Here is a 16,443-nt window from a genome sequence, read left to right as displayed (position 1 = left end):
AGGCACTATGAAATATCAGTCTTTCTTAAACCACCTGTAAACCCATTTACCCACCTTTTCATAATGCCGGGTTTCGGTATCAGTGTATAGTTTAGAGAAGAATGATGTATCTAATGGTTCTCCCGATTGGTTAGGATATAATACGATTAAGCTATTGTTGGAGAAGTATTTACTAAGCTGTCTCGGTAGTTTCTCAAAAGAACTGTCGTAAGAGAGAGTTCCCGGTCGTGCACTGATAATAACTAATAAATGGTCGTAGCTTACTTGTCCCGTCAGCACCAGCAAGTCATTCCAATCTTCCAAAAGGGAGAAATCGGTAAGTGTCTGCTTATGCCGTTTCTTTATCCACGTTTGCAGGCGTATGGTCGTTTTTTCATTGGCAAAGAAATGTACCCGGCATCCGAGGGTACTTCCCATTCGACAGAAATGTTCCATCCAATGAGGAAAACCGGATTCGTATTCGGCTTTAGGAGGGACGGCAATGACAATTCGTTTGATTGTATGGACTGGTATTAGAAACTTAGAGATAATTATCTCACAGTTTAATCCATTCAATAAATGTTCGGCAAGTATTCCAAAGTATGAGTCTGTGATATTTTTCTTACGATGCAGACCGGTGATAATACTTGTGATCTCATTTTCCTTGACTGAATGTATAATGCCGGAAGCTATATTCAAATCATACCGTGTGACTTTCTTCAGTGGTACATTTGCTTCTGTTGCTGTCATTTCCGCTTTTTCCAGGTAATATTTGCTTCGAAGTCGTAGATTATCGGAATTATTATTGTCGTTGATTACATTGAGGGCCAGTAGATTATCTTTCAATTTAGAATCACGTATGATTAGAGACAGATTCACCATGTCCTCGATAGTGTCCGGGTTGGCTATGGATACTAAAATCTTCTCTGTTTCTTTTGAAGATTCATTTTCCGATAGTGAGTCATCCATTGCCACTTTTCTGGCTGCCCGTTCGGTAATCAGTGAACTCACTACGCAAGTGACCAGGATAAGCAAAACTGTGCCGTTTAGTACATCATCATTCAGCAAGCGCTCGCCGGTGGGCAGAATAATGTTATATCCGACCAATACGGCTGCCAATGTGGCTGCTGCCTGTGCGTTACTTAAACCATACATCAGGTTTCGTTCAAGAACAGACATCTTGTATATCTTTTGTGTCAGCCAGCACGCAATCCATTTGCCTGTCAGTGCCATGGTTATCATTACGGCAGCAACTTTTAAAGCATCCCCATGTCCGAAAATAACCCGTAGGTTGATTAACATTCCTACTCCGATAAGGAAATAAGGAATGAAGAGGGCATTACCGACGAACTCTAAATGATCCATCAATGGAGAAACGTGCGGAATGAGTCGGTTGAGTACTAATCCAGCGAGGAAAGCTCCCAAAATACCTTCCATACCTACAAGTTCCATCAGTCCTGCTCCTAAAAAGACCATTGCAAGCACAAAAATGAACTGCATCACGTTGTCATTGTATCGGTGGAAGAACCAGCGACCGATGCGTGGGAAGAAATAAATGATAAGTGCTCCTAGAAAGATTACTTTTACTACTAGCCAAATCCAGAATAAACCACCGGTTTCTCCTTTGAATAATCCGCCTATAACGGCTAGTACCAACAGCGTGAGCGTATCCGTCACCGCCGTTCCTCCTACAGCAATACTTACACTACGATGGCGGGATATACCGAAGCGGGTGACGATGGGATAGGCAACGAGTGTGTGGGAGGCATACATACTGGCTAGCAGCACAGAAGTGATTACGCCGTATTTCAGATAAGATATATTTGCCACGAACCCAATCCCGATGGGAATGATGAAAGCCAGTAATCCCAGTACTAATGCTTTGTTTCGCGTCTCTTTGAAGTCTCCCATGTTCATTTCCAGACCGGCCAGAAACATGATGTAATAGAGCCCGACTTTGCCGAATAACTGAAAACTGCTGTCGCGTGCCAGGATATTAAATCCATGCTCACCAATAGCCAATCCCGCCAGAATCATACCGATAATGTGAGGAATACGCAGCTTATTCAATAATATCGGAGCAAACAATATAATTAGGAGTACAAGGAGAAATATCCATGTAGGGTCGGTGATAGGGAATGTTAAATCAAGGCCAATCCAATCCATAATTTGATGAGTTCGTGATATTTGTTCCGCAAAATAACCTAAAAAAAAGCTTCTAAAAAAGGATTAGTTAATAAAATTAGTCATTTATTTTTTCTTCAGATTCATGATCGATGGAATGAAGAATGCGAGTGTCCCTGTTATCACAATTGCAATACCGCATATAGCAAAGAGATTGGCTATACCGATAGCATGACTCTAATAAAATTCTAATAGCGTTCTAACAAATCTCTAACAGGCTTCCGGAATACCTCCACTTACCTTTGCATCCGAAAAAGAATGCTAACAATATTTTTATGGATGATGATGAAAAAGAAAAATTTGCAAATGCTTTTAATTTGCGGTGCATTGCTAGTTACCGCATGCAAGAGTAAATCAAAGGAAGAACAACAGAGTGGTTATCGTATGGAAGGTGACACAGTACAGATCACAGACCGTTTTTTATCTGAAAAGATAAAAGTGGCTGAGGCCAGACTTGAACCTTATTCCAAAGAAGTGATAACTTCCGGTGTGGTGCGTCCTATTCCTACCCGTTATGCCTGCATTGCTTCCCCTTTTGCAGGAAGAGTTACAAAATCGTATATACAAATCGGACAACAGGTGAACCGGGGAACCCCTTTGTTTGAAATCAGCTCACCGGATTTTACTACGGCACAAAAAGAATACTTCCAGGCATTATCGTCACGTGAGCTGGCTAAGAAAGATTTAAAGCGCAAAGAAGACCTGATAAAGAACGGAGTTAGTTCGCAGAAAGAACTGGAAGAAGCACAAAATGCTTTGCTTATTGCCGACAAAGAGTTTGAAAATGCGTCTGCTGCACTGGAAGTATATCAGGTAGAGCATCCGGAGAATATGACACTGGGACAGCCCCTTGTGGTGCGTTCGCCTATTTCGGGCGAAATTATAGAGAATAATATTGTGACCGGACAATACCTGAAAGATGATATCGAACCTGTTGCGATAGTGGCAGATTTGTCGGAAGTATGGATTGCCGCCCAAGTGAAAGAAAAAGACATTCGGTTTATCAATGCAGGCAGTAGTCTGGATATAGAAGTGTCGGCCTTACCGGGGAGGGTGATTAAAGGTAACGTCTATCATGTGGAAGAGGCGGTTGACGAAGATACAAGGTCTATCAAAGTACTTTCGGTTTGTGATAATTCGAAGAAACATTTGAAATTGGGTATGTATACTACCGTCCATTTTCTTAGTGCTCCTATTGAACAGATTCAGATTTCGGAGAGCGCATTGTTGCAGGGAGAGAAAGACAGTTATGTGTATGTGCAGGTTACTCCGAATATTTTTGTAAGAACACCGGTGAAGGTAGAAGCGACCAAAGATGGATTTGCTGTGATAAATGAGGGATTGCATCCGGGAGATAAAGTCATCAGTGAAGGAGGATATTATTTAAAATAGGAGATTATGAAGAAGGATTTGATGCTTTCAATTATACAGAAAAGATGGATCATGCTTTGTCTGTTTGTGATGATGTGTGTGTTCGGATATTACTCATGGACGCAACTTTCGATAGAAGCCTATCCGGATATTGCAGATGTCACATCGCAGGTTGTTACCCAAGTGCCGGGACTGGCTGCCGAAGAAGTGGAACAACAGATCACTATTCCTTTGGAACGTGCCATCAACGGTTTGCCCGGCATGCATGTTATGCGTAGCAAAAGTACGTTCGGACTTTCTATGATTACGATTGTATTCAAGGATGGGACAGAAGATTACTGGAGCCGCCAACGGGTACAGGAAAGATTGAATGAAGTGGAACTACCTTATGGGGCAGTCCCCGGACTCGATCCGTTGACGTCACCTGTGGGAGAAGTCTACCGTTATATTATAGAAAGTGACCAACATTCACTTCGTGAACTGACCGACCTCCAGAATTGGGTGGTTATTCCCCGTATCAAAGAAGTCTCAGGAGTGGCGGATGTGACAAATTTCGGAGGTATCACCACCCAGTTTCAAGTAGAAATAGATCCTTATAAACTGGAACAATATCACTTATCCCTTAGTCAGGTTATTGAGGCTATTGAAAATAACAATGCCAATGTGGGAGGCAGCATATTGAATAGGGGAGATCTGGGGTATGTGGTACGCGGTATAGGTTTGATAGAGAATCTGGACGATTTGGGGCATATTGTGGTCACTACAACTTCCGGAGTTCCTGTCTTTTTAAATGATATCGGCTCTTTGAAATACGGTAATCTGGAGAGGAAAGGTGTATTGGGATATACCGATCGTACCCGTGATTATTCGGAAAGTTTGGAAGGGATTGTGCTTCTTCTGAAACATGAAAATCCGTCTAAGGTATTGGATGGCATTCATGCAGCAGTGGATGAATTGAATCATGAAATTTTGCCGGAAGGGGTGCGTATACATACTTTTCTGGATCGTACCAGCCTAGTGGATACAACTTTGGATACTGTTTCCCATACGCTCTTAATGGGGATGGCATTGGTTGTTATTGTGCTTATTTTGTTTTTGGGCAACTGGCGTGGAGCATTACTGGTTTCAATCACCATTCCGGTATCCTTGCTTATCGCTTTTATCCTGATGCATCTTACGGATATCCCTGCCAATCTTCTGTCACTCGGAGCCATAGATTTTGGAATCATTGTAGATGGTGCCATTGTTATGCTGGAAACTATTCTCAAGAAACGTGAGGATTATCCCGAACAGTACATCGAAGAACAAAGTATCGCACAACGAGCCAAAGAGGTAGGACGCCCGATTCTTTTCTCCACCATAGTCATTATTACAGCCTACTTGCCATTATTCGCTTTCGAACGTGTGGAACGTAAACTGTTTACTCCTATGGCATTTACGATGAGTTATGCAATGATCGGAGCACTTTTGGTTGCTCTTCTGCTGATTCCGGGACTGGCTTATGCTATTTACCGTAAGCCGCGCAAGGTCTATAAGAATAAATGGCTGGAAAAATTGAAGGAGAAATATACTGGCGCAATAGTGAAACTCATAGAAAAACCAATAAAGACCATACTCTTTTCATGTTTGATTCTGATTGCAGGTAGCTTGTTAAGTGGTGTTGTAGGGAAAGATTTCCTTCCTGAATTGGATGAGGGTTCGATCTGGTTGCAGGTGAATCTTCCTCCCGGCATTTCTGTTGAGAAATCGAGAGAGATGTCCGATACCCTTCGTTTCCGTACGATGAAGTATCCCGAAGTAACTTATATCATGGTTCAGGCAGGGAGAAATGACGATGGTACAGATCCGTTCACCCCTTCGCATTTTGAGGTATCTATCGGGATAAAGCCTTATGATGAATGGCCGAAGGGAAAGACCAAGCAAGATTTGATTCATGAACTGGAAGAAGAATATAAGACACTGCCCGGTTTTAGGGTAGGATTCAGCCAACCGATGATAGACGGGGTGATGGATAAAATAGCCGGTGCGCATAGTGAATTGGTTGTAAAGGTGTATGGTGAGGATTTTCGGGAAACACGTCGTATTGCGGAAGAAATCACCCGGGCGCTGGGAACGGTGAAAGGTGCCGTTGATCTGGATATTGACCAGGAACCTCCATTACCTCAACTGCAAATCATTATGAATCGGGATGCGATTGCCCGATATGGTCTGAACGTGTCTGATGTGGCTGATTTGATAGAGGTGGCAATTGGAGGGAAAGCTATTGCTCAGCTTTATCAGGGAGACCGTCAGTATGACATTACCTGTAAATATAAAGAAGAAATGCGGGATACACCCGAAAAGATAGCCGGATTGATGCTGACCTCTTCTACCGGAGCTAAAATACCCCTTTCGCAGGTAGCCGAAGTGAAGTTGAGTGTCGGAGAAAGTACGATCACGCGTGAGATGAACAGACGTCACCTGACGGTAAAGTTGAATCTGCGTGGACGCGATCTGGCTTCTTTCTTAAAAGAAGCGCAGAATGTGATCGATGCGAAAGTGAACTATGATAAAAGCAAATATACAGTCAAGTGGGGAGGGGCTTTCGAAAACCAGCACAGGGCCTATACCCGTCTTTCTGTCATTCTTCCGTTGACGCTGATGTGTATGTTTATTTTGCTTTATGCAACGTTCGGTAAGTTCCGGCAAGCCGGTCTGGTATTGTCCATCGTGCCTTTGGCGCTCTTTGGCGGAATGCTTGCGCTCAATGTACGCGGTATGACATTGAATGTATCGTCTGCCGTGGGCTTTATTGCCATGTTCGGACTTTCCATTCAAAACGGAATTATTATGGTATCTCAGATAAATAACTTGCGTAAAGGAGGAATGGAACTTCGGAAGTCTGTTATCGAAGGGGCACGTCAACGGTTCCGTCCCATTCTGATGACCTCGGTCACTACGGTACTCGGACTGTTTCCCGCTTCTCTGGCAACTGGAATCGGGAGTGATGTGCAACGTCCTTTGGCAACGGTTATTGTATATGGATTGATGTTCTCCGCACTCATTTCTATGTTTGTGCTTCCGGTTTTTTACTATCTGATTGAGAATAACGTTTTAAATAAAAAGAAGAATGATGAGAAGGAATATACACTTTAATATCTTGCTCCTTTTGTTGCTTGTGGAAGCAATGTCTGTTCATGCAGTGGTGCAAATACCGGACAGGACTCTCTATCAGAGTATTTCTCTCGATGAGTATCTGAAACGGGTAGGGGAAGGTAATCTAAACTATCTGGCAGAAAAATTGAATGTAAGTATAGCTGATGCGGAGATGATTGCGCAAAAAGTGCTTCCTGATCCGGAAGTGGGATTTGAAGCCGGTCATGAGACTTTTTCATTAGGGCTTTCCTATTCACTGGAATTAGGAAACAAACGAGGGGCACGGATAAAGTTGGCACGTAGTCAGATGGAGCTTGAAAAACTAATCCTGGAACAGTCATTTCAGAATTTGAGGGCCGAAGCTGCCAGTCTTTTTTTGGAGGCAGTTCTTCAAAGAGAGTTGCTTGAAGTACAGCAAAGTTCTTACCAGTATATGTTGCAATTGAGCCAGTCAGATAGTTTACGTTATGTGGCGGGAGAGATTACAGAGAATGATGCCCGGCAATCAAAGTTGGAAGCTGTCACTTTGCTCAATGCGGTTTATAGTCAGGAAGCTGCCTATCAGTCGGCATTGGTCGTGCTGAATAGACAGATGGGGATGGCTGCGGACACTCTTTATATTCCGTTAGGTCATTGGGATGAACTAAACCGTGAGTTTTATCTTTCGGAGTTGATTAAAGTAGGTCTGGATAATCGTATAGATTTGTTTACGGCTCAAAAAAATACGGAAGTTACTTCCCGTGCATATAAACTGACGAGGGCAGAACGCCGCCCGGATATTGGCTTGTCCGTTTCTTATGAAAAAGACTGGAATCGTTTTTTTCCATCGGCTCGTTCTGCTACGGTAGGAGTGTCTGTTCCTTTGGCTTTTTCGAATATCAATAAAGGGGCCGTTAAGGCTGCTAAATTTCGTATTTCCCAGTCCGAAATTCAGGAGAAAGATATAGAACAACAAATACAGGCAGAGATTATGCAGGCATGGTTCAGTTATGAAGCAGAGAAAAAGAAAGTGGTTCAATTTAAGTCGGGAATGCTTGGAGATGCTCAAAAAGTAATGGATGGGATGGTATATAAATACAAACGTGGTGAAACCAACATTCTGGATGTATTAGTCGCCCAACGTACCTATAATGAAGTGCAGCAAGAATATCTTGAAACGATGAAAGGATATGCTGTCTCGTTGGTAGAACTGGAAAAGGCTTGTGGCATTTGGGACATACGTTTCTGAAAAGGGAGGATTCTTATCCGGTTCTACATTCTGCAATGACAGTAGAACCGGATATTTATTGTTAGAATACTAAATTGTAATTCTGATACCTGCCAACGAGAGTTTATGGCATTCTGTATCTTTCGCATATTCTATAATATTCTTCCTGTTTTTTCTTGGACAACTTCTTGATGACTTCTTCTACCGAATGATTAATCAGTTCTTTGATAAGTTTGTCGGGCACATCTCCCTCTAAGTATACGGTTATCCAATGTTTCTTATCAGAAAATGGTCCCCAAAAAATATCTCTATACTGTTCTATTAATTCTTCTGCCTTATCAGGAGCACATTTCATATCAGCCCAGAATCTTCCGTTCTTTGGTTGTAATGTGGCAAAAGTGAACATTTTATCCATGACCTTAAAAACCAGGACATTTTCACCAAACGGCATACATTCTGTTGCTCCTTTAACAGACAGGCAATAGTCTCTATACTCCTCTATATTCATGATTTCCCTCTTTGTTCTTTTTCAGAGCATTCGTTTCAGCTTTGCCCTGATCCGGCTCAAACTTACCGGAGTTATTCCCAGATAAGAAGCAAGGCATTCTAATGGCATTCTCTGCAATAACTCCGGATTGTTCCGGATCAGCTTCATATACCGTTCGGATGCATTGGTGAATAATAGGGAAATAAGTCTTTCCTCCGTTTGCATGAATTCGGATTCGGCAAACTTACGTCCCCAGTTGGCGATATGAATGTCTTCTTTGAATAATTCCTGTAAGTCTTTACGCTTCAGTAAATACAACTCCGACTCTTCCATCAACTCCATCGATTCATATCCCTGCTGGTTATCCACATAACTTTTCAGCGAGACAATGGCAGCACCCTCTTTCCCGATCCAGAATGTAACTTCTTTCCCATCCACAGGAATATAAGCTCTGACAATTCCTTTCTCGATAAAAAAGATATTCGTTTCAGTTTTACCGGCTTCCAGTATATGATACCCTTTGGGGTACGTCACTTTAGACAGATGCTTTGTCAATTTATCCATCGAAGCTTCCGGTATCGGGTATATCTTATTGATAATCTCGTGTATATCCATATAACATGAATGTTATGTAGGTCGGCGGCATTGCTGCCGCTTTCCCCATTAAGAACTGTACGTGCGACTTTCACCGCATACAGCTCCGATAATTCTAAATTTAATTCTCATAAAATTAAATCGGCTCATAATCATCTTGCGATGACTTGTTTCCGATAAAGTTTTCTTCACGCACGTTGACGGGCACTTTTGAGTTTCCGCCTTTCGAAGTATTCGTCCCATGATGGGTCGAACGGATTGGCCTCGCATCTTATCTTTGTGTGTCGCTTGATTGGAATTTCTGTCAGTTGCTGTAATGTGAACTTATCCTTTATTTCTCCACATACATATTCAAAACCGAAAATCCAATTTCTGCCACCTTTTCGGATAAAATACTTCTTCCTTATCCATTTCCTTGACTTGTCGGTATGTCTGCGATATGACCATCTTTTAAGTTGATTTATTAAGATATGGTCACATCGGCAGAACACCTCCTTTGATACCACATGGCTGTAGTAGTTACCCCATCCCTTTATTATAGGATTGAGTTTCTCTATCAGCTCCTGCTGGGATGATGCCTTACCTTTGGTCAGCACAACCTCATGCAGCTTGTCAGTGAAACGTTTCTGACTTTTCTTTGACGGCTTTATTAACAATGTGCCGTTGTACTTCCGGACATTGAAACCTAAAAAGTCAAATCCGTCACTGATATGTGTTATCAGTGTCTTCTCATCGGATAGGGTAAGTCCTCTTTCCTTTAGAAAAACTGTCAACATTTCCTTTATTTCAAGTAACGTTTTCCTTTTGTCAGCAGTGACAATGAAGTCATCCGCATATCTTACGAGATTGACTTTGGGGCAGTAAAGTTTTCCATTGACATAACTTGCCTTGTACTTCTCTTTGAGCATCCTTTCCATGCCGTCAAGAGTTGCATTTGCAAGTGTCGGTGAAATAATGTCGCCCTGTGGTGTCCCTTCAATAGTCGGTTGAAGCAGTCTGTTGAATACAACTCCACTTTTCAGCCATTTTCTTAATATCTGCCTGTCGATTCGTACGTTATCGAGAAGCCATTCATGGCTGATATGGTCGAAGCAGCCTTTTATGTCTCCCTCCAATATCCATTCGGGAGAGCAATCCCTGCTTAGCCATCTGTGAAGCGCATCTATCGCATCTGCCGTACTTCTGAACTTTCTGAATCCGTAAGAGTTTGCATCCGCTTCACTTTCCGTTATGGGTTCCAATGCCATAAGATACAGTGCCTGCATGGCTCTGTCTTTCATGGTCGGTATTCCCAACGGTCTTGTCTTGCCGTTTGCCTTAGGTATGTTAACTCTTTTCAATGGGAGGGCTTTATATCCTCTCCGTGTCAAAGAACGTATAGCTTCTATTTTATTGGCATCGGTATCCCACTTTATGTGGTCAACCCCTGCCGTGCGTTTACCTTTATTGGAGGTCACTTTCCTTACTGCCAATGCCTTGGCTTCGAACGAAGTGACAAGCAGGTGCTGCAAGGCTTTAACCTTGTTGTACCTCTTTTCTTTATGAGCCTTTGCTATTCGGACTTGCAGCTTTCTGACCTTTCGTTCACATTTGGAGAAGTCAATGCTTTTCCATGTTGTGTTACGCTCGGCTGAAGATGCACACTCGGCTTTCGCCTTGCTCCTTTGCTGTTTCTTCATTTCGTTAAAGTTCTACAATCATTTCACAAAGAATTACCCTGCGGAAGTCTGCCTGCTTTCGCATGAGGTGACGTTTAAACCTCTATCTTCCGCATTACACGGAAGCGTTCGCTTTCTCCGCAATCCTTTACCCGCACATCATTCGGCTTCTCTTGCGATTGGCTTACCTGCCCGATAAAGGACAGGAGAGATACGGGCTTACCAAGTTCCGTACAAGTAACTTACGACCGACTTAAAGTCCGCCCATCCACCGGCAGTGCTGCATCCGTGTAGTCCTGAAAAAGAGAGAACTATCCTGACTGCCCGCCATTTTGGCTATAGCTTGTAAATATCCGTAAGCTATTCTTTTGTTACGATGGTGCAGCGGTTCACATACGTTACTCATATCGGTCAGCCTAACAGCCTATACATTGGATATTTCTGCATAGAACCATATTGTCAAGAGGGCTTCGCACCAAACAATTACTCGTAAAGCACGCCTCTTTAGGCTACTGTTGACGGAACAACAGGTTCAGACATTATGCTGAACAATTACTTGTACGACTTCTTGTCGCACCATTTTCTGCAAAAATACAAAAAGTTAGATTAGGAAAGAGGAATTGTTCATACTCTTATGCAGTCATTTCTTATCAAATGTAAAGTGAAAGCTCCAGCTGTCTGCCTAATTTTGCAGTCTGATTTTAAAATAGAAAGATATGAATTGGATAATATTGATTATTGCCGGACTCTTTGAAGTCGGCTTCACTTTTTGTCTGGGTAAGATAAAAGGAGCAACGGGTGCTGACTTTTATTTATGGGGAGCGGGGTTTGTAATCTCTGTAACCTTAAGTATGTACCTGTTGGCAAAGGCTGCGCAAACATTACCCATCGGCACTGCATATCCTGTTTGGACGGGAATAGGGGCAGTGGGAACCGTATTGGTCGGTATTCTGTTTTTCCATGAACCGGTCACTTTGGGGCGTTTGTTTTTTATGACGACTTTGATTCTTTCAATCATAGGATTGAAACTGATGTAGTCCCGAAACCGCAATTGCTCGATGCCGACCGTAAACTCACGGGTGTTCATCTTTGGGAAGACTATAATCCTAAAACCGAACGTTGGTACACCATCCAGAGTATGGCGATCAAAAACGTTTCAATATGCCGCATTTATCTGCAAACTAAAATAACCCATATTTTGTTGTCTTTATACAGTATTGAGTTTTTAGCGATAAATATATAAATAATGATGAAGATGACAAAGAACTTATTGTTAGGGATTGCTGCCGCCGTATGTGGCAGCACTTTTCAGGCTGTAGCTTGTACGGGAATCTCGCTGACATCCCGTGACGGCAGTTATGTGCAAGCCCGTACGATTGAATGGGCGCGCGGTGTGTTGCAAAGCGAATATGTGATTATTCCACGTGGCCAACAGCTCACGTCATTCACTCCTACAGGTGTCAATGGACTGACGTTTACGGCAAAATATGGGGTGGTCGGTCTGGCTGTTGTGCAAAAAGAGTTTATTGCCGAAGGAATCAATGAGGCAGGACTTTCAGCCGGACTATTTTTCTTTCCTCACTATGGTGGTTATGAGACGTATGATGCTGCACAGAACCAGCGGACACTGGCAGACCTTCAAGTGGCGGGGTGGCTGTTGTCGCAGTTTTCCACTATTGACGAGGTGAAGGCAGCCCTTTCTTCTGTACGTGTCGTAGGGCTGGAAAAGACAGCGGTAGTACACTGGCGTATCGGTGAACCGTCGGGACGTCAGGTTGTGTTGGAAATTGTAGGTGGTGTGCCGCATTTTTATGAGAATGAAGTAGGGGTATTGACGAATGCCCCCGGCTTTGAATGGCAACTTACTAATTTGAACAACTACGTCAATCTTCATCCGGGTGACGCTTCCGTGCAAAAATTGAGCGGTATTACGTTGCAGCCGACTGGTGGTAACTCCGGTTTTCTCGGCATTCCGGGCGATGCCACGCCTCCTTCTCGGTTTGTACGTGCTGCCTTTTATCGGGGGACAGCTCCTCAACGTGCTACAGGCTTTGATACCGTGCAGCAATGTTTCCACTTGCTTAACAATTTTGATGTTCCTATCGGTATAGAACATTCGCAGGGGGATATTCCTGATATTCCAAGTGCTACGCAATGGACCTCGGCTATCGACCTGACGAACCGGAAGATTTATTATGAAACGGCCTATAACAATTCGATACGTTGCATCGATTTAAAGGCTATTGATTTCTCAAAGGTAAGATATCAGTCACACCCGTTGGATAAGATACAGGAGCAGCCGGTTGAAATGGTTAAGATTCCCCGGTAAAAGATGGAACTGTATGGAGGTACTCTTGTGCAATAGTTGCTTGCATTAAGAATGTTCTCAAATAAATGTTGGTGACGTTTTTACCCTCACCCTATGCTTAATCCATTTATTCATCGGGGTTACAGGTGTGAGGGTAAAGGTGAGAGTAGGTGAGGGTAACTTTTTACCCTCACCCTGATTCGTCCTGATTTGGGTTGGCTAATCTTATTCCGTTTTTACACTAATTGCTTCATTATTACCATAATATCCATTTCCCGGCACATAAATCGGCTGCATGGCTCCACCCATATTGTTCAATTTACCTTCATCGCGCAGACGCCGGATATGTCGCATAGCTGTACTTCTTGCCATTCCGCAAAGGTATTGAAAATCATATCTTCGCATGAATGGGTGGGTTTGGAAGTACTTTGTCAGTTGCAGGTCAATTTCCTCATTCGTTAGTTGGGTGAAATCCAGTCCTCCTTTGAGGCTTTTCACTTTAAGCACGCCAAATTCGTTTTTCAATGTTTGATCGGCACGAAACTGGATGGCTTTCAGTTTCACTTTAGTTGCTTTCCGTTTAGTGCCTATCGTCACAGGTTCCGTGGTGGTCAGGCAGGGATGGAAATAACCGATGCCGTCCAGATGTACCTGGCGTCCCTCCGCCAATTCCTGTCCCATGATGTGCGAAAGAGCGTCGAGCACGGCAGAGACGTCCGTCTCCGTCAGTGAGCAACGTTCCTGAATACGCCGCCGCAGTACGTCGGTCCCTGTGGAACCGTTGTATTTGATGCGCGGATGCAGGGTCTTTTTGTTTTCTCCCTGCTGTTTGTCTGAAGGTTTCGGGTCTTCATACCAATCGAATAATATTGCCATAGCTTTTGTTTGTTTTTAAAGTAACGGTTCTTGTTATGTATTCTCTTAAGTAGTAATACGTTAGCGCTTAATGTTTCTTTTGTTAAGCTCTAATGTTTTGCAAGGGCTTACTCATGTGAACAAGACTGTTTACGTCTGTGGACGTTTTTATTTACAATTGATAGCCTGTTTGTTCACACGGGTGAGCCCTTGGCAACTACTAAGCAAAGATACATAAATAATAAGGCAAATGCAAATGAAATACGGGTATTTATCAGATGAAATGCTTGTTTTCCGGAAGATAAAAGCGTATCTTTACAGGAATTAAACATTTATATTTGATTGTAGAAAAAATAGACAAAAATAGGATGAAAATTACTTTAATCAGACAAGACAACGGGAGCGGAAAAGAAGCTCTTAGCATTTGCGAGGCAGGCACATTATTCGACAAAATGAAAACGGAAACGAAAGCGGGGCATATCACGGCTTTGCGGGAAATTATACCGTTATTGGAAGGTACATATGCCCGGTACGAACATATAGATAAGTTGCCATACATTTATTCTGCTGTGGAATATACCCGGACCAAAGAGGGTGAACGGAAGATGAAGCAGTATAACGGATTGGTACAGTTGGAAGTGAGCCGGCTGGCCGGTGGGTCGGAAGCGGAATTTGTGAAACGGCAAGCGGCACTTCTGCCACAGACTTTTGCCGCTTTTTGTGGTTCCAGTGGTCGTAGTGTGAAGATATGGGTGCGTTTTGCCTTGCCGGATGATGGAGGGTTGCCATCTGAAGAGGCGGAGGCGGAATTGTTTCATGTCCATGCTTATCGGCTGGCTGTGACATGTTATCAGCCGATGTTACCTTTCGATATCGATCTGAAGGAACCTGTGTTGACCCAGAAATGTCGTATGACGTTGGATGAGGCTCCTTATTATAATCCGGATGCAGTGCCGTTTTGTCTGGAACAGCCGCTTACGATGCCGGGAGAAGAGACTTTCCGCCAGCGGAAGCAGGGCGAGAAGAATCCCTTATTGCGATTGCAACCGGGATATGAGTCGGCGCAAACGTTCACGAAGATTTATGAAGCGGCATTGAACAGGGCACTTCAGGAAATGGAGAACTGGAAACGTGGGGACGACTTGCAACCTTTGCTGGTCCGCCTTGCCGAGCATTGTTTCAAGGCGGGTATCCCCGAAGAGGAAGCGATACGGCAGACGATGATTCATTATTATCGTGAGGAGGAAGAACTGGTGATTCGTTCGATACTCCATAATCTTTACCAGGAATGTAAGGGATTCGGCAAGAAATGCAGCATCAGCAAAGAGCAGGAGACGGCTTTTCTGCTGGAAGAGTTTATGAAACGCCGTTATGAATTCCGTTACAATACGGTGCTGGATGATTTGGAATATCGTCAGCGTGACTCCGTTCATTTTTGCTTTAAGCCGGTGGATAAACGGGTGCGCAACAGCATTGCAATCAATGCATTGAAAGAGGGAATCAGTGCGTGGGACCGTGATGTGGATCGTTTTCTGAATTCGGAATGTGTTCCTTTGTACAATCCTGTCGAAGAATATCTTTATGAGGCAGGGCGTTGGGACGGGAAGGATCGTATTCGTGCATTGGCTGGTTTGGTTCCTTGTGATAATCCGCATTGGCAGGAATTGTTTTACCGTTGGTTTCTTAGTATGGTGGCGCATTGGAGGGGAGTTGACCGGCAGCATGGTAATAGTACTTCGCCTTTGCTAGTCGGTTCGCAAGGGTATCGCAAGTCTACATTTTGTCGCATTATCCTGCCGCCGGAACTTCGTTTCGGCTATACGGACAGTATTGATTTCAAGAGTAAGCAGGAGGCGGAACGTTATTTGGGGCGCTTTTTTCTGATTAATATTGATGAGTTCGATCAGATTAATGTCAGTCAGCAGGGATTCCTGAAGCATTTGTTGCAGAAGCCTGTCGCGAATTTGCGTAAGCCTTACGGTAATACGATTCGGGAAATGAGGCGTTATGCTTCTTTTATCGGAACCAGCAATCAGAAAGATTTGCTTACCGATCCCAGTGGTAGCCGCCGTTTCATTTGTATCGAGGTGACGGCTCCTATTCAAACGAACGTTACCATCAATTATAAACAGTTGTATGCTCAAGCAATGGAGGCGATTTATAAAGGGGAACGTTATTGGCTGAATGATGAAGATGAAAATATATTGAAACAGACCAACCGTGAGTTCGAACAGGCTAGTCCGTTGGAGCAGTTGTTTCATTGTTATCTTAATCCGGTAGAGGAGGAAATGGAAGGCGAATGGCTGACTGCTATGCAGATTTTGAGCTATTTACAGACGAAAACACGGGATAAGTTGGCTATTAGTAAGGTGGGACAGTTCGGGCGCGCACTTCAAAAACTGAATATTCCTTGCCGTAAATCTCGTAAGGGAACGCTTTATCATTTGATGAAGGTGGAGTAGTTGATAAGGGGAATAGTCAATCGGAATCAGAGTGAGGGCAGGGTGAGGGTAAAAGTCACCCTCACTCTGCCCTCACCTTTACCCTCACACCTGTAACTCCCATGAGTAAAGGATTTGGTTCAAAGGGTGAGGGTGTGAGGGTAAATCGTATACAAAAATAAAATCGCGGCTTATTTTGAATTTAGTTGTCCTCTTTTTATAAG

General features: G+C 43.4%; 12 protein-coding genes. 6 read left to right on the top strand and 6 right to left on the bottom strand.

Annotation, left to right across the window (positions count from 1 at the left end; genetic code table 11):
• Positions 1-15 precede the first annotated feature (15 nt).
• Positions 16-2,145 (bottom strand): cation:proton antiporter, encoded by a 2,130-nt coding sequence (locus AB3G73_RS12965; RefSeq protein WP_195649979.1) that lies wholly within the window; start codon positions 2,143-2,145, stop codon positions 16-18.
• A gap of 300 nt (positions 2,146-2,445) precedes the next feature.
• Between AB3G73_RS12965 and AB3G73_RS12960 the strand changes: the two genes are divergently transcribed.
• From AB3G73_RS12960 to AB3G73_RS12950, 3 genes are read left to right on the top strand one after another with little or no spacing between them, the layout of a single operon-like run.
• Positions 2,446-3,555, top strand: coding sequence for an efflux RND transporter periplasmic adaptor subunit (locus AB3G73_RS12960; protein ID WP_367745432.1), 1,110 nt, complete (start codon positions 2,446-2,448; stop codon positions 3,553-3,555).
• Positions 3,556-3,561: 6 nt separating this feature from the next.
• Entirely contained in the window at positions 3,562-6,669 is a 3,108-nt protein-coding gene (locus tag AB3G73_RS12955) for an efflux RND transporter permease subunit (RefSeq protein WP_217721304.1), read from the top strand.
• Positions 6,647-7,897, top strand: coding sequence for a TolC family protein (locus tag AB3G73_RS12950; protein WP_367745431.1), 1,251 nt, complete (start codon positions 6,647-6,649; stop codon positions 7,895-7,897). The genes AB3G73_RS12955 and AB3G73_RS12950 overlap by 23 nt, the downstream gene beginning before the upstream one ends.
• A gap of 103 nt (positions 7,898-8,000) precedes the next feature.
• Here the strand turns inward: AB3G73_RS12950 and AB3G73_RS12945 are convergent, their stop codons facing one another.
• The 4 genes from AB3G73_RS12945 to AB3G73_RS12930 form a co-directional block, all read right to left on the bottom strand.
• Positions 8,001-8,384 (bottom strand): MmcQ/YjbR family DNA-binding protein, encoded by a 384-nt coding sequence (locus tag AB3G73_RS12945; RefSeq protein ID WP_148365754.1) that lies wholly within the window; start codon positions 8,382-8,384, stop codon positions 8,001-8,003.
• 21 nt (positions 8,385-8,405) lie between these two features.
• Positions 8,406-8,978: a Crp/Fnr family transcriptional regulator gene (locus AB3G73_RS12940; protein WP_074557505.1), complete on the bottom strand. Its 573-nt coding sequence runs from the start codon at positions 8,976-8,978 to the stop codon at positions 8,406-8,408.
• 167 nt (positions 8,979-9,145) lie between these two features.
• On the bottom strand, positions 9,146-10,636 hold the full coding sequence (gene ltrA, locus AB3G73_RS12935; RefSeq protein WP_367745096.1) for a group II intron reverse transcriptase/maturase: 1,491 nt from the start codon (positions 10,634-10,636) through the stop codon (positions 9,146-9,148).
• 232 nt (positions 10,637-10,868) lie between these two features.
• A complete protein-coding gene (locus AB3G73_RS12930) occupies positions 10,869-11,021 on the bottom strand; it encodes a hypothetical protein (RefSeq protein ID WP_167511788.1) in 153 nt (50 codons plus the stop codon).
• Positions 11,022-11,331: 310 nt separating this feature from the next.
• On the opposite strand from AB3G73_RS12930, the gene AB3G73_RS12925 reads away from it, so the two are divergent.
• A complete protein-coding gene (locus tag AB3G73_RS12925) occupies positions 11,332-11,652 on the top strand; it encodes a multidrug efflux SMR transporter (protein WP_074557503.1) in 321 nt (106 codons plus the stop codon).
• A 209-nt stretch (positions 11,653-11,861) separates the two neighbouring features.
• Positions 11,862-12,944 carry a linear amide C-N hydrolase gene (locus AB3G73_RS12920; protein WP_148365382.1) on the top strand — a complete coding sequence of 361 codons (1,083 nt, stop codon included), beginning with the start codon at positions 11,862-11,864 and terminating at the stop codon, positions 12,942-12,944.
• Positions 12,945-13,148: 204 nt separating this feature from the next.
• Here AB3G73_RS12920 and AB3G73_RS12915 read toward each other — a convergent pair whose 3' ends face one another.
• A complete protein-coding gene (locus tag AB3G73_RS12915) occupies positions 13,149-13,799 on the bottom strand; it encodes an HU family DNA-binding protein (protein ID WP_148365380.1) in 651 nt (216 codons plus the stop codon).
• Between the two features lie 347 nt (positions 13,800-14,146).
• Between AB3G73_RS12915 and AB3G73_RS12910 the strand changes: the two genes are divergently transcribed.
• A complete protein-coding gene (locus AB3G73_RS12910) occupies positions 14,147-16,240 on the top strand; it encodes a BT4734/BF3469 family protein (RefSeq protein WP_148365379.1) in 2,094 nt (697 codons plus the stop codon).
• Positions 16,241-16,443 lie beyond the last annotated feature (203 nt).

It is taken from the genome of Bacteroides sp. L008, from assembly GCF_040812255.1.
Lineage (GTDB): Bacteria > Bacteroidota > Bacteroidia > Bacteroidales > Bacteroidaceae > Bacteroides > Bacteroides vicugnae.
Note: the sequence above shows the minus strand (reverse complement) of the source record. Positions and strands in the feature narration are given on the sequence as shown.